Origin of the sequence: Petrotoga sp. SL27 (assembly GCF_002924605.1) — a bacterium.
GTDB lineage: Bacteria > Thermotogota > Thermotogae > Petrotogales > Petrotogaceae > Petrotoga > Petrotoga sibirica.
Genome location: NZ_JAIP01000001.1, coordinates 27,999 through 51,362, shown reverse-complemented (window position 1 = coordinate 51,362; position 23,364 = coordinate 27,999). Strand labels below are relative to the sequence as shown.

Annotated in this window: 22 protein-coding genes; 9 read left to right on the top strand and 13 right to left on the bottom strand. The window is 35.3% G+C overall.

The genetic code is table 11. The features are described 5' to 3' along the window. Nucleotides 1–3: 3 nt before the first annotated feature. A complete protein-coding gene (locus tag AD60_RS00265; protein ID WP_103875872.1) occupies nucleotides 4–1,335 on the bottom strand; it encodes a phenylacetate--CoA ligase family protein in 1,332 nt (443 codons plus the stop codon). A gap of 4 nt (nucleotides 1,336–1,339) precedes the next feature. Beyond that, nucleotides 1,340–1,888, bottom strand: coding sequence for a macro domain-containing protein (locus AD60_RS00260; protein WP_103875871.1), 549 nt, complete (start codon nucleotides 1,886–1,888; stop codon nucleotides 1,340–1,342). A gap of 286 nt (nucleotides 1,889–2,174) precedes the next feature. Between AD60_RS00260 and AD60_RS00255 the strand changes: the two genes are divergently transcribed. The 5 genes from AD60_RS00255 to AD60_RS00235 all read left to right on the top strand — a co-directional run bounded on the left by AD60_RS00255 (nucleotide 2,175) and on the right by AD60_RS00235 (nucleotide 7,428). Continuing rightward, on the top strand, nucleotides 2,175–3,464 hold the full coding sequence (locus tag AD60_RS00255; RefSeq protein ID WP_103875870.1) for an ABC transporter substrate-binding protein: 1,290 nt from the start codon (nucleotides 2,175–2,177) through the stop codon (nucleotides 3,462–3,464). A 69-nt stretch (nucleotides 3,465–3,533) separates the two neighbouring features. Then, complete coding sequence (locus AD60_RS00250) at nucleotides 3,534–4,418, top strand: carbohydrate ABC transporter permease (protein ID WP_103875869.1); 885 nt, start codon at nucleotides 3,534–3,536, stop codon at nucleotides 4,416–4,418. Beyond that, nucleotides 4,412–5,386, top strand: a complete 975-nt coding sequence (locus AD60_RS00245) for a carbohydrate ABC transporter permease (protein ID WP_103875868.1) — start codon at nucleotides 4,412–4,414, stop codon at nucleotides 5,384–5,386. The genes AD60_RS00250 and AD60_RS00245 overlap by 7 nt, the downstream gene beginning before the upstream one ends. Nucleotides 5,387–5,417: 31 nt before the next feature. Further along, nucleotides 5,418–6,599: a glycosyltransferase gene (locus AD60_RS00240; protein WP_103875867.1), complete on the top strand. Its 1,182-nt coding sequence runs from the start codon at nucleotides 5,418–5,420 to the stop codon at nucleotides 6,597–6,599. 19 nt (nucleotides 6,600–6,618) lie between these two features. After that, nucleotides 6,619–7,428, top strand: a complete 810-nt coding sequence (locus AD60_RS00235) for a MurR/RpiR family transcriptional regulator (RefSeq protein ID WP_103875866.1) — start codon at nucleotides 6,619–6,621, stop codon at nucleotides 7,426–7,428. A 20-nt stretch (nucleotides 7,429–7,448) separates the two neighbouring features. Here AD60_RS00235 and arcC read toward each other — a convergent pair whose 3' ends face one another. From arcC to AD60_RS00185, 10 genes are all read right to left on the bottom strand, one after another. Further along, nucleotides 7,449–8,390, bottom strand: coding sequence for a carbamate kinase (gene arcC / locus AD60_RS00230; protein WP_103875936.1), 942 nt, complete (start codon nucleotides 8,388–8,390; stop codon nucleotides 7,449–7,451). A gap of 5 nt (nucleotides 8,391–8,395) precedes the next feature. Further along, a complete protein-coding gene (gene argF / locus AD60_RS00225; protein WP_103875865.1) occupies nucleotides 8,396–9,385 on the bottom strand; it encodes an ornithine carbamoyltransferase in 990 nt (329 codons plus the stop codon). Between the two features lie 20 nt (nucleotides 9,386–9,405). Further along, a complete protein-coding gene (locus AD60_RS00220; protein ID WP_103875864.1) occupies nucleotides 9,406–9,858 on the bottom strand; it encodes a hypothetical protein in 453 nt (150 codons plus the stop codon). Nucleotides 9,859–9,881: 23 nt separating this feature from the next. Then, a complete protein-coding gene (locus AD60_RS00215; protein ID WP_199177791.1) occupies nucleotides 9,882–11,000 on the bottom strand; it encodes an NADH:ubiquinone reductase (Na(+)-transporting) subunit F in 1,119 nt (372 codons plus the stop codon). A 10-nt stretch (nucleotides 11,001–11,010) separates the two neighbouring features. Continuing rightward, entirely contained in the window at nucleotides 11,011–11,604 is a 594-nt protein-coding gene (locus AD60_RS00210; protein ID WP_103875863.1) for an NADH:ubiquinone reductase (Na(+)-transporting) subunit E, read from the bottom strand. Continuing rightward, nucleotides 11,604–12,215, bottom strand: a complete 612-nt coding sequence (locus tag AD60_RS00205; protein ID WP_103875862.1) for an Rnf-Nqr domain containing protein — start codon at nucleotides 12,213–12,215, stop codon at nucleotides 11,604–11,606. Before AD60_RS00205 ends, AD60_RS00210 begins: the two co-directional genes overlap by 1 nt. Next, nucleotides 12,215–12,826: an FMN-binding protein gene (locus tag AD60_RS00200; protein WP_103875861.1), complete on the bottom strand. Its 612-nt coding sequence runs from the start codon at nucleotides 12,824–12,826 to the stop codon at nucleotides 12,215–12,217. Before AD60_RS00200 ends, AD60_RS00205 begins: the two co-directional genes overlap by 1 nt. Next, the gene (locus tag AD60_RS00195; RefSeq protein WP_103875934.1) at nucleotides 12,823–13,701 is read right to left on the bottom strand and encodes an RnfABCDGE type electron transport complex subunit D; all 879 of its coding nucleotides are present in this window, start codon (nucleotides 13,699–13,701) and stop codon (nucleotides 12,823–12,825) included. The genes AD60_RS00200 and AD60_RS00195 overlap by 4 nt, the downstream gene beginning before the upstream one ends. Before the next feature lie 173 nt (nucleotides 13,702–13,874). Next, nucleotides 13,875–16,574, bottom strand: coding sequence for a type I pullulanase (gene pulA / locus AD60_RS00190; protein ID WP_103875860.1), 2,700 nt, complete (start codon nucleotides 16,572–16,574; stop codon nucleotides 13,875–13,877). A 74-nt stretch (nucleotides 16,575–16,648) separates the two neighbouring features. After that, complete coding sequence (locus AD60_RS00185) at nucleotides 16,649–17,653, bottom strand: LacI family DNA-binding transcriptional regulator (RefSeq protein WP_134080010.1); 1,005 nt, start codon at nucleotides 17,651–17,653, stop codon at nucleotides 16,649–16,651. A gap of 365 nt (nucleotides 17,654–18,018) precedes the next feature. On the opposite strand from AD60_RS00185, the gene secG reads away from it, so the two are divergent. The 4 genes from secG to AD60_RS00165 all read left to right on the top strand — a co-directional run bounded on the left by secG (nucleotide 18,019) and on the right by AD60_RS00165 (nucleotide 21,979). After that, on the top strand, nucleotides 18,019–18,255 hold the full coding sequence (gene secG / locus AD60_RS00180; protein ID WP_103875858.1) for a preprotein translocase subunit SecG: 237 nt from the start codon (nucleotides 18,019–18,021) through the stop codon (nucleotides 18,253–18,255). Nucleotides 18,256–18,270: 15 nt separating this feature from the next. Next, nucleotides 18,271–19,464, top strand: coding sequence for a tyrosine--tRNA ligase (gene tyrS, locus AD60_RS00175; protein WP_103875857.1), 1,194 nt, complete (start codon nucleotides 18,271–18,273; stop codon nucleotides 19,462–19,464). A gap of 99 nt (nucleotides 19,465–19,563) precedes the next feature. Next, the gene (locus AD60_RS00170) at nucleotides 19,564–20,520 is read left to right on the top strand and encodes an S-layer homology domain-containing protein (RefSeq protein ID WP_103875856.1); all 957 of its coding nucleotides are present in this window, start codon (nucleotides 19,564–19,566) and stop codon (nucleotides 20,518–20,520) included. Nucleotides 20,521–20,623: 103 nt separating this feature from the next. Further along, entirely contained in the window at nucleotides 20,624–21,979 is a 1,356-nt protein-coding gene (locus tag AD60_RS00165; protein WP_103927195.1) for a hypothetical protein, read from the top strand. 65 nt (nucleotides 21,980–22,044) lie between these two features. Here the strand turns inward: AD60_RS00165 and murA are convergent, their stop codons facing one another. After that, on the bottom strand, nucleotides 22,045–23,337 hold the full coding sequence (gene murA, locus AD60_RS00160; RefSeq protein ID WP_103875854.1) for a UDP-N-acetylglucosamine 1-carboxyvinyltransferase: 1,293 nt from the start codon (nucleotides 23,335–23,337) through the stop codon (nucleotides 22,045–22,047). Nucleotides 23,338–23,364: the final 27 nt, after the last annotated feature.

Below are 23,364 nucleotides of genomic sequence, written 5' to 3'. Positions count from 1 at the left end.
TTTTTACTCAATTACAATTAATTTATATTTTCCAGTCTTTTCATCTGACTTGATATCTTCCACAACTTTTACCTCAAAATTGACGTTTTTCATTTTTTTCTTTTCTAAGATATCGGTAAGTTTGTTTCTAACATCTTCTACAATTTTATCCGAACGTTCTTTCTGTGAAACAACTATTTTAAAGACAAAGAAAGATTGATTTCTTTGGACGAATTGAAACTTAGCCACTCCTTTGACAAAAAATTCGGCTATAACGAGTGGATGAATACCGTCTTTTTCTCCGTTTTCATTTATAAAAAATGGGATTATCTCGGTTCTACCAGTAATTTTTTCGATCATTGTAAAAGGCCATTCGCCTTCATCATCTTTTGATTTTTTTAGGATATCTGTTAATTCATACCTTATTATAGGTTGGGTGTAATTGTACAAGTTAGTTAAAATTGTTTTATTCTCTTTGATTTCAAGATAAACCGCATCGTCGTATATGTACATACCTTTTAAATCTTCCCTAGAGGCACCCATAGCCAAAGACTCAGATGTTGCATAGCTATCAACTATTTCAGCATCTTTCCAAACTTCTTTTAAAAACTGTTCTACATTTTTTAATAAAGGTTCTCCACCGCAAACTATCACTTCGGGGTGAATGTTCAAAAGGCCTTTGCTTTGAAAGGTAGCTAAAGATCTTATACCATAAGGATACCCTGTAAGATTATCCGGTTGAAACTCGTTAAGTTTTTTTAAGTAAGTTTTGATAGGTTTGTTTATATCCATTACCATATAATCTTTATAGAAAAGCTTCTCAGGTCCATTTAGTGGAGAGAGGAACAAACTTATGGCAGCATAATGTCCATCAACTGCACCTATAAAGGCATATTTCTTTCTTTTGAGAGTGAAATTTGAAAACATCCTTGTTGAAATAGCTTTGATGAAATCCCACTCTTTTTCACTGTACAAATAATATCCTACCGTTCCAGTTGACCCAGAACTGTGTATTACATGATACTTGTCATAAAGTAGAGAAGTTGGATTGGGGTTATTTTTTAAAAAATCTTCCACTTTATTTTTAGTAATTTGGTTATCTTTAAAGAACTTATCAAAATTATCAATCATAATATTTTTATTGATCGTTGGTAATTCGTATATGGGAATCTCTTGCAGCATGTTTTCTTTTATGCCATAAGAAGCATAAAAATCTTTATAAAACGGTATTTTTCTATAAGCATATTTCAGTATTTTTCTAAATTTCTTTTCTCTTAATGCTAATATCTTTTTTCTTGAATAATTAAGGTTTTTACGTAGAGAGTAATAATAGTAAACTGTCCTTAGAAAACTCATATTCTCAAAATTCTTTCAAAAAATAATCCAAGTGGTCTTTGCCATATATTACAAATCTGATTTCCTTTAAAAATTGTGGATTGGTATTTATAAAATCAGAGACGGCTTTTTTATAAACTGGAACCGCTTTTTCTATTGGGTAACCGTATATACCTGCACTTATGGCGGGTAAGGCCAGTGAATTCAATTTCAATTCTTCTGCTTTTTTCAAAGAATTGAAAACGGCATCATACAATAACTTTTCTTCTTGTTGATTACCTCCTTCCCAAATAGGTCCAACTGCATGTATTATGTATTTGCATTTTAACTTTCCCCCAGCTGTTAGGGCAACATTTCCAGTTTCGACTTTACCATATTTTTTGATATATTCGTTCGATTCTTTTTGAATATCGGGACCTCCTTTTCTTAATATTGCTCCAGCTACTCCACCACCATGTTGCAACTGTGAATTAGCAGCATTTACAATAGCATCTGTTTCTTCGATAGTTATATCACCAGATACCAATTTAATTTCAACGTTGTTGACTTTTATTTCTTTTATAATTTTGTTCATACTTTAACCCTCCTCAAAACATAAAATTATATTACCGTTCATATTTAATGTTTCTATTATTATATCAAAAGTTTGTTGACTAACACAAAAAAATGCAATAATGAGAAAATCAAAGATTTTAGATAATAATCTCAAATAATTACTTATAATTAATCGTAATCACGAATAATCAGATTTTGAAAATAATATTTTTTTCTGTATAATGAAAATGAAAATTTTCTTTTTATCTTATACTTATGTAAAAAATTTTTATTCACAGTAAGAACCAAAATTTCAGGAGGTGTGTATGGTGAAGAAACTTACAGTAGTTATTTTAACAGTGTTGGTTAGTGCGATGGTGTTCACTCAAACCATTACGTTTTGGCACACTCAGGTAGAAACAAATAGACAACAAAGGATAAGAGCCTTAGCACAGATTTTTGAAGCACAAACGGGTATAACCATTAATTTAGTACCTATTGAGGAAAATGAGATTTTAGAACAGATTCCAAGAGCAGTTCAGGCTGGTACCTTACCAGATGTAATAGAAGGAGGCATTTCTCCTATTCTCCTGCTTGGAAGCCAAGGTTTTATGGATACAGAACTGAATGCAAAGATCATCGAGGATTTTGGTGATGTTTATGAAGGTGTTTCAAGATTGATGAAAGCACCAGATGGAGGATATTATGGGGTACCTTTTCACGCCTGGGTTCAAGGGATTTGGTATAAGGCCAATTTGTTTGAAGAAAGAGACCTAGGGGCTCCAACATCTTGGTATAATATACTTACAGCTGCTAAAGCATTAAACGATCCTGCTAATGGTTTCTATGGTTTAATATTGCCTAAGAAAGCTGACGCTTATACGGAGCAGGTCTTTTCACAAATCGCTCTTTCAAATGGTGCAAGACCAATAGATAGAGATGGAAATATTCTTTTTAATACTCCCGAGATGATCGAATCATTTAGATTTTATAAAGAACTTGGAAAATATTCCAAGCCTGGTTTTACCTCTGTTCCAGCAGCATTAAATGGTTATTTGAATAATGAAGCCGCAATGGTTTTCTATTCGACTTATATAATGGACGATATTGCGGTGGAAGAGGTTCAAAAACAAAGAGTAGAACAGTTTGATCCTAAACTTGTTGAGAATACAGGTTTTGCAAATTTTATGGTTAACATAAGGCCGTCTTCATTTGGAGAAGTCGTTGGATTGGGTATACTTAACACATCCGACAACAAAGATGCTGCAGAACAATGGGTAAAATTTCTTATGAGTGGAAACAATTACATCTACTGGTTGCACATGGCACCTGGCGGAATGAATCCAACCAGAAGCTCTATAGCACAGATGGATGAATTTTTAGATAATCCTGTTTTAGAAAGATATGGGAAGGACCAAATAACTACGATTATTTCCGCATTAGATACTGTTGAAAGATTTGAGTTCATGGAAGGAGAAATTATTGAGGAGATGAGTATCCTATCTGGTAACTTTGTAGTTGGTAGAGCGATCAATTTGATGTTTGCAAACGATTGGACACCACAGCAAACCGCTCAATGGGCACAAAAAGAAGCAGAAAGATTATTAGGCTATTAAAAGTTTACTAGCTGTTAAAAGGGGAATACTTTATTCCCCTTTTTTATTAAAAATTGGGAGGAGAGAGAAATGCAACGATTTCGAGAGTTATCTCCTTTAAGGAAGAAAGAAGCGGTTTTTGGATGGCGGTTAGTATCTCCCGCAGTTATTTTGATAGGGATTTTTATTTTGTATCCGGTTTTATACAATATTTACTTGAGTTTTTTTCAAGTATCCCTTACACCGGGAGTACCGAATAAGTTTGTTGGCTTTCAAAATTATAGAGAACTGTTAACCGATCCTACCTTTTGGAATTCTTTTGGTATAACCATGTTGTTCGTTTTGATTACTGTTGTTGGCAGTATTTTAGTTGGTTTAGGGGTCGCTTTACTTATGAATAAAGAATTTCCCGGCAGAGGTATAGTAAGAGCTCTTATATTGTTCCCATATGTTGCACCGGTTATTTCAACCGTTTTTGCTTGGCAATACGTCTTAATGCCTTTAAATGGTCCTTTAACAATACTCTTAAGTAATTTAGGTATAATGGATGTGACACAAGACCTTGTTAACAATCCAAATAATGCATTCTTAGTTGTATCTTTTTACAGTATTTGGAAGAACTTTCCTTTTATTTATTTGATGATTCTATCCAGGTTACAATCAATATCTCAAGATTATTATGAAGCAGCTGATATAGATGGCGCTAATGGTTGGCAAAAATTTCACCACATCACTTTACCAGAACTATATTATGTAATAGGTTCTTTAGTCCTATTAAGAGGAATATGGAACTTTTACAAATTTGAAGAGGTATACCTTTTGTCGAAAGAAGCAAGAACTCTGCCTATATATCTATATGAAAAAGCCTTTACAGGTTTGCCAGAGTTAGGAGTCGCGGCAGCGATTGCAACGGTCCTCTTTATTGTTATGATGGTGCTCATATCCATCTATGTAAGGAAGGTGTTAAAATGGTAGTCAGAAAAAGATCTTTCATAAAAACATTTTTATTTTGGTTTTTCATAGCTTTAGTTATAATATTTGTTGCCTACCCTTTTGCATATATGGTTTCAGTTTCCTTTAGATATGATTCTGATGCATTTGATCCTGGATTGATCCCTGAGAATCCAACATTGTCACAGTATGCTCAACTATTAGGACTTGAGGAGTCTATTAGGCAAGAAATGAGTAATGAAGAAGAACAACTTATTAAACTTTTAGAGTCTTTTCCAGAAGAGCAAAGAGCACAAATCCTTCAGAATATACAATCACAAAGAAGGCGTGAATCGTTCCCTTTTTTAAGATGGTTTGGTAATAGTTTACTATTAGCTGGATTAAGCGCTTTAACAAGCTTGATAATAGGTATATTTGGTGCCTATTCTTTCAGCAGAGTTTGGTATCCGGGAAGAAATCTTATTCAAAGAGGAGTTTTGCTAGTATACCTAGTAGGTGGAGTGATATTATCGGTGCCCTTGTATGATTTGTTTGTAAGAATGGGATTAACTAATTCAGGGGGAACCTCAATGTTCTCTTTGTATATAATATATGTAATTCAGACGTTGCCAGTTTCAATGTACATGCTTGGTAATTATTTCAGAACAATTCCTGAATCAATTGAAGAAGCGGCTTTAATTGATGGTAGTACAAGAATAGGAACTATTATGAGGATAATCATTCCTCTATCAATGCCTGCTATAATCACTGTTTTCATATACTCATTTATGATAGGATGGAATGAGTATTTGTTTGCTTCTATCTTCATAAGGCCTTATCCTGTATCTTATACTTTGCCAGTAGGTTTAAGAGAGATTTTCTTTTCTGAACATGCTGTATGGGCTAAAATGATGGCAGCCTCAGTATTGACAGCTGTTCCCGTCATTGTGTTGTTTATGACCGTAGAAAAGTACCTAACGGCTGGTTTAACTGCTGGCGGAGTCAAAGAATAAAGTTGAAAGCGACAAAAAGGAGGAAGTTAAAATGTCAATATTCTATGATGATAAAATTTTACAAAATTTACCTAAAAGGGTAAAAGTAGTTGTGGGTATTCCAAGCTATAATAATGCTGAAACGATTTCTTTTGTTTCTAAAACAGCTGCAGAAGGAATAGTCGAATATTTCGATTCAGATGGGCTAATTGTCAACGCTGATGGTGGTTCAAAAGATGGAACAAAAGAAGTTTTTATGAAAACAGGTACAAAAAATGTACCGAAAATCGCTTACGATTATATTGGACTTCCCGGTAAAGGAAGCGCTATGCTTTCTGTCATAGAAGTTGCTAAGAACTTAGACGCCGAAGCGATTGTATTTTTAGATTCTGATTTAAAAAGTGTTAGGCCATGGTGGATAGAAAGATTAACTGGCCCAATAATGAAAGGACTTTCTGATTATGTTACACCTTATTATGTGAGGCACAAGTACGACGGTACAATCACAAATCAAGTATGTTATCCTTTAGTTACCTCTTTGTTTGGTCAAGCTATTAGGCAACCAATAGGGGGCGACTTTGGTGTAGGCAAAAATATGATCGATGTTTATTTGAAAACCACTTCGAGTGTCGCAAAAACAGACGTTGCTAGGTTTGGGATAGATATTTGGATGACTACAAATGCTATACTTAACTCCAATAAAAAGGTTTATCAAGCTGCTTTAGGAGCAAAAGTTCACGATCCTAAGGATCCTGGAGCTGATCTATCTCCAATGTTTAAGCAAGTTGTTGGAACGTTATTTGATATTATCGTAGATAGCGTCTCGAAATGGAAAGATACCGTTACTATTGAAGAAGCCCCAATGTATGGTGAAATACCTAAGGTATCAGTTGATCCTATCAACATCAACATAGAAAATTTGGAAAAGCAGCTTTTAGAAGGATTAAAAAAACAAGAAACAAAAAGATTAGCAAATGATCACTTGGAAATCATAATGAAAAATAAGAAAGTACCACTTCAAACCTGGGTGGATATCTTATTCAATGCATTAACAGAGTATTCAAAAAACAAAGACAAAAAGTTGGTGGAATCCTTAGTACCCCTCTATTTTGGTAGAGTAGCTGATTTCGCTGAATTGACAAAAGATATGAATGAAGTAGAAGCTGAAAAAGTTATCAGAGATCAAATAAAGGTATTTAAGAATAAAAAAGATGAATTGATGAAAAAGTTATAGCCGATTAGAGGTGACGAAGTTGGTAACTTCCAAGATTAAAGGGATATACAATTCTTTAACTGACAAAGAAAAGCAGGTAGCACAGTATATAATCGAAAGGCCCGCAGATGTAATACACTACAGCATCACTGAATTATCCAATTGGGCAGGAACTAGTGAAACTACTATATACAGAGTTTTAAAAAAGGTTGGCTACTCGGGATATCAAAAATTTAAGTTAGAACTAGCAAGAGAGTTGAGTACCCCTACACTTGAATTAAAAGAGTCGAAAGATCTTGTAGATATGATTTACAACAAGACTGTAAACTCCTTAACAGATATTCTAAGGCAAGCGGACAGGGATAAAATTAATCGAGCATCCGAAATGATACTTAACAGCAAAAAATTACTATTCTATGCGGTAGGAAGATCTTTTCCCGTAGCTTTGGATGCTTCGTTAAAGTTTGCTGCCTTGGGATTTGCTTCCACTGCATATTCTGATCCACATATGCAAGTTATAGTCGCTTCTAATCTTGAAAAAGATGACGTAGTAATTGCTATCAGTCATTCTGGGGTTATCAGAGATACTTACAAATCTGCCCAAGTAGCCAAAGACGCTGGCGCCTTCACCATAGGTATAACTGCAGGGATTAATTCACCTATGTCAAAAATAGTCAACCTAGTTTTATACACTTCCGCTGAAATGCCTCAGGAAAGCGAATTCACTGTGAGCAGAATAGGAGAGATATTTATGGTGGAACTTTTGTACAACTCAGTTGCTTCTAAAATGTCCCTTAAAAACAAAGAAAGTAGAATAAGTCAAGCGATGAGAACAAAAAGGTTTAGTTAACAAAAAAGGGGGATCCCCCCTTATTTTGTTATGAAAGTTCCCGTTTTTCCTTCCAATGCATCAACCAATTTGGTTAAATCTGTAATTAAAGCAGCTCTTCCAGTCTTGAGAACAAAATTTGTACACGCCTCTATCTTTGGCAACATACTCCCTTTTGAAAATTGCTCCTCATTCATGTATTGTATTGCTTGATTTACAGTCATTGAAGATATGGCTTGTTGATTGGGCTTGTTAAAATTTATGAATACTTTTTCTACAGCGGTTAGAATTATGAACTCATCGGCGTCCAATTCTATAGCTAACAAAGCAGAGGCTCTATCTTTGTCTATGACACCTTCCACTCCTTTTAGTTTATCCCCTTCTTTTATTACTGGGATACCTCCACCACCTGCTGCTATGGTTATATTGTTATCCCTTACCAATTGTTTAATAGCTTTTATCTCTACAATCTCCAACGGTTCTGGAGAAGGTACTACTCTTCGCCAACCTCTTCCGGCGTCTTCTACCATACTCCATCCTTTTTCTTTGATGAGGGCGTCTGCCTCTTCTTTGGAATAAAAAGGCCCAATGGGTTTTGAAGGATTTTTAAAGGCTGGATCATTTTTATCAACAAGTACCTGGGTAACGATACTTGAAACTTCTTTTTCAATATTTTCTGCTGTTAAAACATTTTTTAACGTTTGGGATATCATGTATCCTATATATCCTTGAGTCATAGCCCCGTTAACATCCAGGGGAAAAGGAGGAATAACATCTTTGGCTATATCTTGTTGAACAAGAATATTTCCTACTTGTGGCCCATTTCCGTGTGTTATGACTATTTTATAATTTTTTTTTACTAGCTCAACTAAGCATTTTGCCGTGTTCTCTAGGTTTTTTAGCATATTTTCGGCGGTTGGAGATTCTTTTGGTTGGGATAAGGCATTTCCTCCAATTGCTACTATTGCAAGTTTTTCAACCATTCCTATCAACCTACCAACGTTGCTACCATAACTGCTTTTATGGTATGCATTCTATTTTCTGCTTGGTCAAAAACCTTTGAGTACTTACTTTCGAACACTTCGTCCGTAACTTCCATTTCTTTAATACCGTATTTCTGGTAAACATCGTATCCCATCTCGGTTTTTGTGTCATGAAAAGAAGGCAGACAATGCAGAAAAATTACATCAGGATTGTTTGTCTTTTTTATCAAATCCATATTTACTTGGTATGGTTTAAGTAATTTGATTCTCTCTTCGACTTTACTTTCTTCTCCCATAGAAATCCAGACATCAGTATAGATGACATCCGAGTTAGCAACAGCATCAAGATTGTCTGTGATGGTTATTTCTCCACCGTTTTCGCTAGCTGTCTTTTCCATTTCGCTTACCAGTTCGTTATTTGGGAAAAGTTCTTTTGGAGAGATTATTACAAAATCCATCCCCATCTTAGAGGCACCTATCATAAGTGCATTAGCCATATTGTTTCTTCCATCTCCAACGTATACAAACTTGATCTTATTAAGAGGTTTTTCAAAATTTTCCATAACTGTTAAGAAATCTGCCAAAACTTGGGTGGGATGATCTTCATCTGTTAGACCATTCCACACAGGAACACCTGAATATTTTGCTAGAATTTCCACCGTTTCTTGCTTGAAGCCTCTAAATTCTATACCATCGTAAAATCTTCCTAAAACTCTGGCGGTATCTTCTATTGATTCTTTCTTACCCATTTGACTGTTAGTTAGAAATGTAACGTTTGCCCCTTCATCGAAGGCGGCTACTTCAAAAGCACATCTTGTTCTAGTTGATGTTTTTTCAAATAACAAAACTATGTTCTTACCTTTTAATAAGTTCCCCTTAATACCCATTCTCTTTTTGGCTTTCAGATCTTTTGAAAGTTCCAAAAGATACTTTATTTCTTCGGGCGTGAAATCTTTCAACGTTAAAAGGCTTCTTCCTCTTAAATTGATAGGCATGTTTCTTTAATTCCTCCTTTTTATTCTCCGAGAACTTTTTTAAGTTTTTCAGGTTCTACCCTGAATGGTGACCCCTTACCTTGGAAAAAATGATGTTTTTCTATTAAGTGTAGCGATAATTCTGTGATAAGAAGTTCTTCTTTGTTAACTAAATTTTTAATCCTTAAATTAACTTTTCTAAAAATACCGTCTTCAAAGGGACAAGGTAGATGCCCTCTAGCTTCGTCCACTTTTATAAGCCATTTATTATCAACGGTTACAGGTTCTTCAAAAGCTTCTTTTCCTTTATCAAAAAGATATCTAATCTTTTTGAGGTCGTCTTCTAAATTTATATTTAAAGCCCTGATTTTTTCTTCATCACTTTCAATTATGTCAACCAAAAGTCTTTCATCATCACCTAAAAATCCATCAGCGGTTATAACTCCGGGCTTCATGTTTTCATAGGCTTTCTTTAAATCTTCAGTCATTTTCATTGAGGAAAAGCACCTCCTTTTAATTACGCGAACTTATCATAATATATTTTATCTTCGGATATGCCGTTCTCTGTCATTACTTTAATGCAGGCATTAATCATGCCGGGGCTTCCACATAAATATCCTTCCTTTTGGGTATTTTGATCCATTTTTTCTTTGAAATATTTTCCCAATACATTTGTGATAAGGCCTGTTTCACCATTCCAATTATCCTCAGGTTGTGGTTCGGAAAGAGCAGGAACAAAGTGGAATCTGTCCCATTTCTTTTCCATGTCTTGAAAGAAATCCATGTAGTAAAGGTCTTTCAAACTTCTTGCCCCGAAAAACAACCATACATTTCTGTTGGTTATCCCCCTTTCGAACATATCTGCAACGATAGATTTTATTGGAGCTAATCCCGAACCTCCTGCAACACATATCATATCTGCATCCGTATCTCTCATATAAAATTCGCCAAAAGGACCGACTAATTCCATTTGATCATTTTCTTTTAGATAATTATGAACATAAGTTGTTGCAATCCCGCCTGGGACAAGCCTGATAAAAAATTCTAAAGATTCTTTTTGGCTTGGAGATGATGCTATGGAATATGCCCTTTGAGTATATTCGTTTATTTTCTCGTAGGGAGGTATAACCAATTGCATATACTGCCCAGATTTAAACTCAATTTCATTGGGTTCGACAAGTTTAATTTTAACTCCTTTTATATCATAAGTCAAATCATTTGTTTTTTCAACCACACCCTTGAAAATTTTTGCGGAAAATAGTTCTTCAGGTATTTCTATTGCTATGTCAGATTTTACTTTCACTTGACAAGATAGTCTTATATTTTGTTTCATTTCTACTTCGTCTAAAAGGGGTGCTTCAGTGGGTAAAATTGGCCCTATATCTGATAAAACTTTCACCTTACATGCCCCACAACTTCCTCTACCGCCACATGCTGAAGGGATAAAGATGCCTTGCTCGGAAAGAGTGGTAAGTAGTGGAGCACCTCCATTTACCTTTAACTCCTTTTTCCCGTTGTTGATATCAATCTTAACCTCTCCATAATTGTTAACTACGCTATCAACAACCACAATCATAGTAGCTAAAACTGCACTTAATCCACCTATTAAAAATGAAGCGGCTAAAATTGCATTCACATCAATCACCTCACTGTACGTTTAACATACCGGAAAATCCCATGAAAGCCATCGCCATAAGTCCAATCGTGATTAAAGTAATTCCAGGTCCTTTTAAAGGTCCTGGTACAGGAGATTTATCAACCTTTTTTCTTATCGCTGCTAGAGATACTATTGCTAACCACCAACCTAGCCCTGAACCTAGTCCAAATATAACCGATTGAAGAAAATTATAATTTCTAATCTGCATAAAGAGAGCTACACCCAGTATAGCGCAATTGACGGTGATTAAAGGAAGAAAAATACCTAAGCTCATATACAAATTAGTTGACATTCTCTCTATAACCATTTCTGATATCTGAACTATTGCGGCAATAACTATTATGAACACTATATATCTAAGATACTCTAATCCGAAGGGAATCAACAAGTAATGGTAGACAAGCCAATTAATTGCGGTAGTTACAGTCATAACAAAAGTTACTGCAAGGCCCAGCCCATTAGAAGAAGTGAAATCCTTTGAAACCGATATAAAGGAACACATTCCTAAAAAATTAGAAAGAAGAATGTTGCTTGTAAAAATAGAAGCAAAAAATAAAGATATCAAACCTACGTCAGGGGACATTATTTTTTAACCTCCTTTCTAAACATGTAACCTTTGAGTATCCAAATAAAAATAGCTAACATAAAGAAGGCACTTGGAGGCATCACCATTATAGTCCAATTTGCAAAATTATTTGGTAATATTTGAAATCCAAAAAGTGTTCCAAAGCCCAATAATTCCCTCACAAATGCGACCATCAAAAGAACATACATATAACCAATTCCACTTGTTAAACCATCCCACAAGGATAGCAGTGGAGGGTTAGATTGAGCAAAAGCCTCTGTTCTTCCCATTATTATACAATTAGTTATAATCAAACCTACGTATGGTCCCAACGCTCTACTAACTTCAGGTACATAAGCCCGTAGAACGATATCAACAATTATAACATAAAAAGATATTATCAACGTTTGGGCTATCATTCTGACTTTCCTAGGAATAAAAGATTTCAACAAAGAAACCGTCAACGCGGATAATCCTGTTACAAAAACAACTCCTAGAGTCATAATAGAAGTGTTAATAAGAGTATTAGTTACGGCTAGTGTGGAACATATTCCGAGTATTTGAATGAATACAGGATTGTTATACCATAAATTATCTTTAGCAATCGCTATCCAATTTTTCTGAGCCATTAAATACTCACCCCCAGAATATCTTTCAAATTCGAAATCGTTTCATTTACAATTTTTTCAATAGACTCAGAAGTTCTTGTAGCGCCAGTTATTGCATCGACTTGTCCGTTTTCGTAGTCGTAGTCTCCGCCGTTTTGTCCTGTTACTATTTTTATTTCACTATCTATAATTTTGAGACCAGAAAACTGCCTTTTGAACCAATCTTCTTCTATCCTTCCGCCTAATCCTGGCGTCTCGTTTTGAGATATAAAGTCAATACCAACGATTCTAGAAACATCTTCGTTCACAGCTAAGACACCCGTGATCGTTCCCCATAGTCCACTTCCTGAGAAGATGGTAGCATAGATGTTTTCTTGGTTTATTTGAGCTGTATATATCTCAGAGCCATTATTATTTAAGGTTGAAACTATAGAGTTATATTTTTGAAAAGCTTCTTCATCACTCTGATAAGATATACCCGTTGCAGATAATATGGCTTTAATTTGGAACAATTCTTGATTTTTTTCTACAGTATCTTTTGTTAGTTCATTTGCAACTGCCAGAACGAAAACAAATACAAAAGAAATAATAAATGTAAATATTATGGTATAAACTCTACCTTCCCTTTTCATGCTTTCACCTTCTTTCTAGTAAAAGCTATATCCAACAAAGCAGCAAAAGTGTTACCCATTAACACTCCAAAACTTGTACCTTCTGGGAAAAGAGAAAAAGTTCTGATAAATATAGCCGTAACCCCTATTATAATGCCATAAAACCATTTAGAGGTTTCATTTTTTGGTGCGGTTACAGGATCTGTTGCCATAAAAACGGTAACAAACATGAAACTTCCAGAAAGTAAGAATTCTAAAGGATAAAAGGCGTTCTGTAGGCCCATTAAAGAAAAAAAGATTGTCAGCAAAGAAGCACTCAAAAATGTCGATAACATAATTTTCCAACTAGCGGTTTTTGTAGCGATAAGGTAAATTGCAGCGATAAGTATTAAAAATATAGGACCCTCTCCCATTGAACCGGATCTAAGCCCAAAAAATAGTTCAAACAAACCGAAATTTTCGCCATTAGCTAAAACTTGAAGAGGGGTTGCTGAAGTTAAGATATCAGATGTAGCTCTCCCAAAATTTCCTGGTTGAAGCCATGATTGGGTCATTATATTTGGAAAGGTGATGTAAATAAAAAGCCTACCAGCAATAGCTGGATTAAAAACGTTCCTCCCAAAACCTCCATAAACTTCCTTTGCAAATAAAACGCCAAAAATAATCCCAATACTGGCAATCCACCAGGGTGTTGCAGGAGGAAGAGATAAGACGAATAAAGTGCAGCTAACCAGAACCGCTTCGGTAACTTTACGTTTTTGTCTTCTTTCCATAATATACTCTGTCAAAATCCCAAAACCATAAACAAATATAGATAAAAAGATCAATCTCCATCCGTACATGTAAAAAGCAAATGTGTATATAGGTATGAGTGAGTACAGCACTTTTCTCATCATAACCTGCTTTTGAAAGAAGCCTGATGCCACACGAACACCCCCCCTTAATTAAATTAAAATTAATAAATCTATCGATATTTTAACATGTTTTCTATCTTATATCAAGATTCTTTTGTCATTTTATAAAAATAAAAAAGGGCGAAGAAACTCGCCCCTTGAATTTTTAAAGAATATTAATTTTGATATAAAACGTAGACGGATAAAGGTGATACTTCGATTACTCCCTCTACAACATCCAATGTTACTGTACCTGCTGTATCTTCATTTACAACTAAGTTCCATTCCCCTTCAGGTAAAGTGATTTGAACTGAAGATTCTGGTTCTGCGTTGTAAACAACTACTATATTCTTCCACGGATCGTTGTTCGCATTATCTTTTATGATAAAAGCAACGGTTTTTCTATATTCTTTTGGTAGTTCAAAAAATTCTATGTGATTTATTATATCTTCACTATTTGTCATTCTAAAGGCGGGATGAGCTTTTCTCAGTTCTATCAATCCTTGGTAATACTCAAATATATCGTAAAACTCGCTTTTCCTGTTCCAATCGTATACGTTTGGTTCTAAAACGTTGTATGAATTATCGTTACCGTTCTTAGTCCTTGCAAAATCAACGCCTCCGTGTAAGAAGGTTATGCCTTGCATGGTTAAAATCATTGCGTTAGAAAATTTTTGAGAGGCTTTTAAGGTTTCTAAAGTTAGTGGGTCTATCTCTTCTTCCCATGGTTTTACACCGAGGGCAAGGGCATTTTTATCCCATAAAGTATGGTTATCATGGTTGGAAACGTAGTTTATTGTTTCTTGTGGGTCTTGTGCCCAAGATCTTATTGTATTGTCGTATTCAATAGATCCAACAGCGCCTCTTTTTATCCTCGTTTGTTGACCTGGAGCACCTAAGCCAAAACCTTTGGCCTCAGGTTCAAATACGCTTCCCCTAATAGCGTTTCTGACGTCATCGTTGAATACTGCCACTTCTAAACCTTTTTGGTCCCCTTTACCAAACGTTATTGGACCTCCGCCAGTCCACGGTTCCCCATATAAAAGTAAGTCTGGTAGTATAGCGTGTAATTCTTCTGATATTGTTTTTACCGTTTCTTTGTCAAATAAACCTAATAAATCGAATCTGAATCCGTCTACATGGTACTCATCGACCCAATACTTTAAACTATCTAATATGTACTTTCTAACCATAAACCTTTCCGTGGCTATTTCGTTTCCACATCCCGATCCATTTGTATATTTCCCTGATTGATCAGTACGATAATAGAAGTAAGGAACGGTTTGATCGAAAGGTGAATGCTTCCCAACTTGGTATGTATGGTTGTACACAACATCCATCACAACCCTTATACCGTTTTCGTGAAAAGTTTTAACTACAGTTTTAACTTCGTTTATCCTCTTTAATGGATCATACGGATCTGTCGAATAAATACCTTCGGGGACATTGTATACCAAGGGATCGTATCCCCAACCGTATTGCTGATCGAATTTAGTTTCATCTAAAGAACCAGCATCTTGAATAGGCATAATGTGAACATGAGTAACTCCAAGTTCCTTTAGATGGGATAACCCCGTCTTCACACCGCTTGGGGACTGGGTATTGTCTATAGTCAACCCAAGATATTTACCCCTGTATTCTTCTGGAATTCCTGAGCTTTCGTCTATCGTAAAATCCTTTACGTGAATTTCATAAACAATTGAATCTTCTATGTTGTTGAGAGTAGGCCTCACATCTTTATCCCAACCTACGGGATCGGTATCTTTCAAATCAACAATCGTAGACTTGGTAGAATTGACGGCAAGAGCCGCGGAATAAATATCTATAGTTCTTCTTGTTTCTCCGTATGATACAAACTCATATAGATAATACTTCCTCTTTAAATCACCGTTCACAGTAGCTTGCCAAACTCCGTTATCGTTTTTTTCCATGGGAACTACTTTATAAGGTTTTTCATCCAAATAATTATCAAAAAGTAGTACCGTTGCCTTTGAGGAAACGGGGGACCAAACTTTAAAATCTGTCTTATCTGGGGAATACACCGCTCCTAAATCGTTTCCGTAGTAATGAAAAACTTCATCATCTAAAATATTTCTCATAATTACATAATTTTCTGATACATATCCTTCTATATCTACTTTATACAATTTATCCACATCCTGGGAAGATATAGGATTAGCAAGTTTTATGGTAATATTTGTGGTGACGGAAATATCGGTAGGATCAGTTTTATAAACATCTGATACATCTAAAGCAACGGGATCAGAATCTTCCACCTCATAAAAATTAACTTTACCTTTCCACTCTTTTGTATCAAAGGGCACAGTTAGATTCACCATTATCTCATCGAATGAATCCATAATAGCTGCGTTCACTCGAGGACTTAGGTCAAGGTTTTCTGGATCGGTATAGTAATTTTCTACGCCTGATAAGACCCATATTTCAGCAACACCACTTTCAGGTATACTCACGAATCTATCCACTGAAATATCTTTATCCCAGTTATCTGTTCTTACAATAAAACCCAGTTCCTCATGCTTTTCATCAAATTTGATGATTGCATACTTGCCGAAGCTGTCTTCGCCATCGAATAAATATCTTGCTCCTTCTTTTGAGACGGGTTTACTTGGCCAAATCCAAAGATTCCAAGGTTCATAATCCCCATCAGGTCTGTAATAGTGTACGATCAAAACGGTTTGTGCATCAAAATCATCGGCAGTTTTGCCTTCAGAAAGGCTTACAAAATCATTAGGATTTGTACTTCCAACCTCTTCAGGCAAAGTTTGAGTTTGGTTGGCTTGATCTGTTTGTGCAGAACAGCCTAACAAAATGGAAATTAAGAAAAATACTAACAAAAAGTAACCTACTTTCTTCATAAGTACCTACCTCCTTTTTAAGTTGTAATTAAGTGAAAAGGTTTCCATAATAAAAAAAAAAATAATTACATCTTCTATGTTTGTCTTTCTACTACTTTTCCTTCTAATTTATGATGTTCAACTTTTTCTCTTCCTTCCATAGAAGAGATGAACATTTCATATGCAATTTCGACCATTTCAATAATCGGTTGTCTAATCGTTGTTAATTGAAATAGTCTACTAATAGGTAGATTATCAACAGCTATCAATGAATAATCTTTTTTTGGATGCATATTCTTTTCTTCCAAGTACTTTTTGATGCCTATTCCAATCATGTCACATGTTGCAAATATGGAGGAATATTTTTTAGGACGTCTTTTTAAAACATTACCAATCGCTTTATACCCTCCGTCCCACAATAAATCGCTGTATATTATCTTTACCTTTTTATTGTTCTCTTCCATAACCTGTAAAAAACCTTCATCTCTTTTTTTGAAAACGAAAGAGGTAAATTCATTGTTGAGTTCCTTAAAAGTAACCAAGTAAAAAGTGCTATTTGACGGCGAATTACTTATAAGGTACTCAGCAGCGGTTTTCCCGACTTGATAATTATCAACATAGACAGAATCAAATCTTTCATCATATGAATCGATCAATATTATCTTTTTAGGGGGAATCCTGTTCTGAAAAATACTTGAGACGGAAAGAGAAGAGATGAACACTCCGTCAGTTTGATAAATTAAATCGGTATTTTGCTTGATCTTTTCCAGCGATATCTGATCTATAAGGGGAAAAACAATCAACCTATAATTGTTACGAGAAATCTTCTTTTCAAGTAAAGAATACATGATCCCATAAAATTCGTTTCCCATGTCAGGTGTCACAAAAGAAAGGGAATTTATATTTTTTGAAGATAATGTTCTCGCATTAATATTGGGAGAATAACCCAACTCTTCAATGATTTCTAGAACTTTTTCTCTGGTCTTTTCACTTACTTTTTCGGAATTATTTAACACCCTTGAAACTGTTGCTATTCCAACGTTGGCGAGCCGTGCAACATCTTTAATAGTAGGATTTGGATTTTTCTTTTTTTCTTTCACAATACTCACCTCAAAGTTTATTGTCTTGGGAAGTTCTAAAACTTATATACAGCGCCCCTTTGCCCCACTCTCTACCCATAAGGATAAAGGAGTTCTTACCTCTTTCCCCCACTCTCTACCCATAAGGAACCGTTTCCTTTTTTTACTCAGTCTTATTTTACCTCTTTGCATTTAAAAAAGCTAATCAAATTATTCTTGATTACAGAAGATTATAGGGAATTATTATCGATTAAGTGGAGAAAACTCCATTTTTCTCTATTTTTAGAAATTTAAAAAAGGTTTGCATAACGTTATTTCGTATGATATAATAAAAAAAGAATTATAAATTTTTATTGATAATCAATATTTTAAAGAGGAGGAAATTTATGGGGTTTCTAGGTGTCTTGCTGATAATTATTCATATCATTTTAGCCTTGGGAGTAATCTACTTTGCACTGCAAAGAATGCAGAAAAATAGTGAAATAGGTGGAGCGTTTGGTGCCGGAGGTTCGGCTACCAATTTTGGTCGAGAGAAAGGGTTAGATAAAAGTTCCAAAATTGCTCTAACTTTTGGTATACTCTTTATGATCAACTGTTTTTTGGTAACATGGATAATAGCTTAAAGGAGGATCCAACATTTGAGCCCTGAAGACCAACTTAGAATTGTACAAGAAGATTCCGTCGATCTTATTACACCAGAAGATTTTCTGATCAAATTAAAAAATAAAAGTCAATTAAAAGTTAAATTAGGGGTGGATCCTTCTAGGCCTGATCTTCATTTAGGGCATGCTGTTGTATTAAGAAAATTAAAACAGTTTCAAGAGTTAGGTCATATCGTTTACTTAATAATAGGGGATTTCACCGCAAGAATAGGAGATCCGTCTGGAAGATCAAAAACTAGGCCTCTGCTTTCTGAAAATGAAGTACGAGAAAACTCTAAGACATACGTTGAACAAGCTTTTAGAATACTCCAACCCGATAAAACCGTGGTAAAATTTAATAGTGAGTGGCTCTCTAAATTATCTTTTGCGGATATAATTAATCTATCATCAAGATACACAGTTGCAAGAATGCTTGAAAGAGATGATTTCAGTAAAAGGTTAAAAGAAAATCAGCCTATAAGTATATCTGAATTTTTGTATCCTTTAGCCCAGGCGTATGATTCTGTTGTTATCGAAGCCGATGTGGAACTTGGAGGTACAGACCAACTTTTCAATCTTTTGGTTGGAAGAAAGCTTCAAGAAGAGTTTGACCAATCACCTCAAGTTGTGCTTACTATGCCATTAATTGAGGGGACAGATGGATACTTAAAGATGAGTAAAAGTTATGACAATTATATAGCTTTTAACGATTCTTCAAAAGATATTTTCGGTAAAGTTATGTCTATTCCTGATCATCTTATTATTAAGTATATGAAATATTTAACAGATATTCCAAAGGATAAAATAAAAAATATGGAGGACCAAATCAAAAGCGGAGAAGTGAACCCTAGAGATATTAAAATGATTTTAGCAGAAGAAATAGTTACTATTTTGTATAATAAGGATGAAGCAGAAAAGGCCAAGCAAAACTTTGTCTCGATCTTTCAAAAAAGAGAAATGCCAGAAGATTTGCCAGAGATTCAAATTAAAAGTGGAGAAACGATTTTAGATATAGTTTCAAAGACCAAGGTTTATGATAGTAACAGTGAAATAAAGAGGGCTATAATTCAAGGGGCTATTAGAATAAACGACGAAAAAATAAATGATTTCAAACAGATCGTTGATTGTGATGATGGAGCTATATTACGAGTTGGGAAAAAGAGTTATTTTAAAATAAAAAAGGTAAAATAGATTTTGCAAAATTTGTTTAAATATAGTATAATATAGTGACGGGTTTTTGAAGGAAGAATTTTTTTACCAAATCAAAATCATAAAAGGGGGTAAGGAAGAATGAAGAAAACGCTTGCTTTTTTTGTAGTAATGGTATTTGTGGTTTCTGCCTTTTCACTTGGCTTCACTGATGTAGGATTAGATCATTGGGCGTATGATTACGTTATGAAGCTAGTTGAAAAAGGCGTAATTCCTGTAGATGAACCAACCTTTAGAGGTTATGAACCTTTAACAAGGTCTGATGCCGCAGTTTGGATGTCGAGGTTGGTAACTTATTTAGAGAATTCTCCTGAAATCGCTAAGACGAGAGATTTATCCTATTTGGAAGCTAAAGTAGGAGACCTCTCAAAGAAAGTAAATAACGTTGAAAGTCAGTTTAATTCCTTGAATGACCAGTTGCAAGCGGATGATCTTTTATCTGATTTGCAGGCGACATATCAAGATGTTAAAAAGACAGCCTACAGAGCCAAAAACATGGGAGATGCTTTAGAGACCGATCTTTTAGCGGTAAGCCAAGATGTAGCTGGTTTAAAGGCAACAGTTAGTCAGTTAGAGGTAACTGTGAAAGAAACAAAGAGTTTAGCAGAACAAAATCAAATGTTTGTTAAAGCATTACCTACACTCTCACTAAAAGTGGCTTCACTCGAAGAGCAAATAGCTTCACTCGAAGAATTCAAAACAAGTATGGCAAAGCAACATTTGAATCTCAAATACGATACTTACGATAAGATTGATGGATTAACCAACAGGGTATCTACAAACGAAAAACAAATCGCATCTTTATCTCAAGATTTGGCAGATGTAAAAAGGACAGCTGAAATAAATCAGATGTTTGTTAAGGCTTTACCAGATCTTTCAAAAAAAGCCGCTTCTAATGAAGCAAAAATAACAGAGTTAAGTCAAGTAGTTGAAGCTCATAACGCAGAAATAGCAAAGGCGCAAGATAAAACAATGTTATGGTTAGTAGCTGGTTTGGGAGTAATTTTAGGTGTCGTTGGAATATTCATGCCTCAATAAATGCTATAAAATGTTAGATTTATATTGACAAGTAGTGTGGATGTTTGCTATAATAATAAGGATTTTCTAAAAAATTAAATCACAAGTAGAAGGGGGTTTTTGTATGAAAAAAGTTTTATTGTCTTTGTTGGTAGTTTTTGCGTCACTAGCACTTTTTGCATTAGAGCCAGTATATGATGTTAGTGGAACAGCAGGTTTTGAATTCAAGATGGATGAAAGTGCGTTGGATATTGAGAAGGTGTTGACATCGGATTTGAGTATCAATGTTAGTTTTACTACGGAGCTTCCGGCAACTTTAACAGCAGGTTTTACATTTTCACCGGTGACTGTAACTACCGAATCAACTCCAGTTTATGACACTGATTCAGCCACTACAGATGTTTTAACAAGTGTTGTTGTTGAACCAGGATTAAGTTTGAGATACGTTCAATATGAAGAAGAAGCATGGTTGTTAAGATTCGAACCAAACGTTATAGCTTTAAGTAACTACACTTTGAGTGGATACACTAATGCTGTAGGTTCTTTAAAACTCGGTTTGAAGGATTACGGAGTCAACTTAGTATTAGCTGATAGGTTAGCTGGAGAAGTTACTCCGCACGCTACAGGAGACTTCGCAATTCCTGGAAATTGGATTTTAGGTGCTAGTTACGATCTCGACGTAAGTGGAGTAAAAGGACTTGTTGCTGGTGCTTATAAATTTGAAGATGCTACCAACAACAGAGTTACCCTTGAAGGAAAAGTTACAGAAGTACCAGTCCCAGGAAGTTTAAGCGCTGATTTAGTTTTTGGCTTACTGAATTTTGGAGATGACACAACTGATGACTCCACAAGTGCTTACAGAGTAGATTTAGCTTATGAATACCCATTAGAAATGGACCCTGTAACAGTTACACCTCACGTTGGTTTCACATGGCAGAATAACCTAGAAACAGTTTATGCAGAAGAAGGTGGAGCCGGTCTTTTCGTTGCCGATAAACAAGAAGTTACAGCAGGAGTAGATGTAAGCTATCTTGCGGCCCCGTTGACAGTAGATTTAACTGATAAATTAACAATAAATTTATTAGATGCAACTCCCGTATATTCCTTAGCTCTTACTCCAACCGTTGAATACGCTATTTCCGATCTAAGTGTTGTAGGAGTAGAAGTTCCCGTCGAAGTTGCTGACTTAACTGACTTTGCAAGCACATTATCTATTACACCTCATGGATATTTAACCTACGGTGTGGCTGAAGTTCCTGTAACCTTAGCTGCCGATGTTTACTATTTCTTCGAAGATGGAGAACCAGAAGAAAATCCAATAGCGTATATAGCTAACGTTTCTTATGCTATCAACGACTACATCTCTGCAGGAGCCCACCTTGGTAACGAAACTCTGGACGTTTATGGTAATGTAAACGGAGCAGATACCTTAGCAGACTTACATTGGTATCTATATCTCAAAGCCCAATTTAAATTCTAAGATGACCCATAAATCAAAAAGCTGGCTTTTTAAAGCCAGCTTTTTTGAAGTTATAAGAAAGAAATCTATTTTTCGTAAATTAAGTCTATACCCACTTGTTCTAATTTTTCGTGTATGTTTTCGTATCCTCTGAAAATATGATCCACGTTTGAGATGATTGTTTCTCCTTCTGCAACGAGTCCCGCTATAAGTAACGCTGCAGCGGCCCTTAGATCTGTGGCCTCTACAGGTGCCCCTGATAGTTTGTTTACCCCTTCTATAATTGCTGTATTGTCTTCTACCCTGATCTTTGCTCCCATTCTGTTCAACTCATCGATGTGATAAAATCTACTTTTAAATACAGATTCAGTTATTGTAGATCTTCCTGGGACCAAAGATAAAAATGTTGTGATTTGAGGTTGTAAATCTGTTGGGAATCCTGGGAAAGGGGATGTTTCCATGCTGATACTGTTCAATGTATCCATAGAAGTTTCTTCTACTTTTACTTCTCTTTTTTTCTCATCGTAATCCACTGGGCTTCCTATATTTTCAAATATTGAGAATAAACTATCTAGATGCTCAGCTGATACATTTTTTATGGTTAGTTCTTTGCCAATGAGTTTACCTAGTATAATATAGGTGCCAGCTTCAATTCTGTCAGGGATTATAGTGTATTTTACACCTGATAATTTTTTTACCCCTACGATTTTCAATATTGAAGTTCCCCCACCCGTTATCTTAGCTCCCATTTTGTTTAAAAAGTTAACTAAATCTGTTACCTCTGGTTCGATGGCACAATTAGTTATAGTCGTTTTTACACCTTCCAACAAGCAAGCAGTGGTTAAGACATGTTCTGTGGCTCCAACACTTGGAAAAGGTAAAGATATATTTATTAGGCTATTGGGATTGTTCAATTTACTGGTTACGAAACCGTGTTCGATCGTACTTTCTATTCCCAACTTCTTTAAACCCTCTAAATGAAAGTCCACAGGCCTTGCACCGATAGAACATCCGCCTGGAAGGGCAACTTTCGCATAACCATTTCTAAGGGTTAATGGACCATAAACGTTGAAAGAAGCCCTCATTTTTCTTACGGGTTCATATGGAATCTCAGAATTGATAGTTCCGGAGCTTTTAATTATAAGTTGATCATCAAAACGTTCTATTACTTTCCCTGCACTTTCAAGTATTTCGATCATTGTTCTAACGTCGGCTAAATCAGGGACATTTCTTAACTCAATGTCATCATCAGTGAGTAAGGATGCTCCCATAATTGGTAGCACAGCGTTTTTCGAACCAGAAACAGTCAATATGCCTCTTGCCTTTTGAGGTCCTTTTACGATCATTTTTCCAGATGTATCTAAACCAATACTTTTCAATTTTAGCCCCCCTAAGAAATAATGAAA

Excerpts from the sequence above, each read along its gene's own strand:
- AD60_RS00165 (WP_103927195.1), top strand. The coding sequence starts at position 20,624 with ATGAAAAAAGTTTTATTGTCTTTGTTGGTAGTTTTTGCGTCACTAGCA.
- AD60_RS00260 (WP_103875871.1), bottom strand. The coding sequence starts at position 1,888 with ATGAACAAAATTATAAAAGAAATAAAAGTCAACAACGTTGAAATTAAA.
- AD60_RS00240 (WP_103875867.1), top strand. The coding sequence starts at position 5,418 with ATGTCAATATTCTATGATGATAAAATTTTACAAAATTTACCTAAAAGG.
- AD60_RS00220 (WP_103875864.1), bottom strand. The coding sequence starts at position 9,858 with ATGAAAATGACTGAAGATTTAAAGAAAGCCTATGAAAACATGAAGCCC.
- argF (WP_103875865.1), bottom strand. The coding sequence starts at position 9,385 with ATGCCTATCAATTTAAGAGGAAGAAGCCTTTTAACGTTGAAAGATTTC.
- AD60_RS00255 (WP_103875870.1), top strand. The coding sequence starts at position 2,175 with ATGGTGAAGAAACTTACAGTAGTTATTTTAACAGTGTTGGTTAGTGCG.
- pulA (WP_103875860.1), bottom strand. The coding sequence starts at position 16,574 with ATGAAGAAAGTAGGTTACTTTTTGTTAGTATTTTTCTTAATTTCCATT.
- AD60_RS00210 (WP_103875863.1), bottom strand. The coding sequence starts at position 11,604 with ATGTCCCCTGACGTAGGTTTGATATCTTTATTTTTTGCTTCTATTTTT.
- AD60_RS00205 (WP_103875862.1), bottom strand. The coding sequence starts at position 12,215 with ATGGCTCAGAAAAATTGGATAGCGATTGCTAAAGATAATTTATGGTAT.
- AD60_RS00195 (WP_103875934.1), bottom strand. The coding sequence starts at position 13,701 with ATGATGAGAAAAGTGCTGTACTCACTCATACCTATATACACATTTGCT.
- AD60_RS00200 (WP_103875861.1), bottom strand. The coding sequence starts at position 12,826 with ATGAAAAGGGAAGGTAGAGTTTATACCATAATATTTACATTTATTATT.
- AD60_RS00170 (WP_103875856.1), top strand. The coding sequence starts at position 19,564 with ATGAAGAAAACGCTTGCTTTTTTTGTAGTAATGGTATTTGTGGTTTCT.
- AD60_RS00250 (WP_103875869.1), top strand. The coding sequence starts at position 3,534 with ATGCAACGATTTCGAGAGTTATCTCCTTTAAGGAAGAAAGAAGCGGTT.
- AD60_RS00265 (WP_103875872.1), bottom strand. The coding sequence starts at position 1,335 with ATGAGTTTTCTAAGGACAGTTTACTATTATTACTCTCTACGTAAAAAC.
- AD60_RS00245 (WP_103875868.1), top strand. The coding sequence starts at position 4,412 with ATGGTAGTCAGAAAAAGATCTTTCATAAAAACATTTTTATTTTGGTTT.
- arcC (WP_103875936.1), bottom strand. The coding sequence starts at position 8,390 with ATGGTTGAAAAACTTGCAATAGTAGCAATTGGAGGAAATGCCTTATCC.
- secG (WP_103875858.1), top strand. The coding sequence starts at position 18,019 with ATGGGGTTTCTAGGTGTCTTGCTGATAATTATTCATATCATTTTAGCC.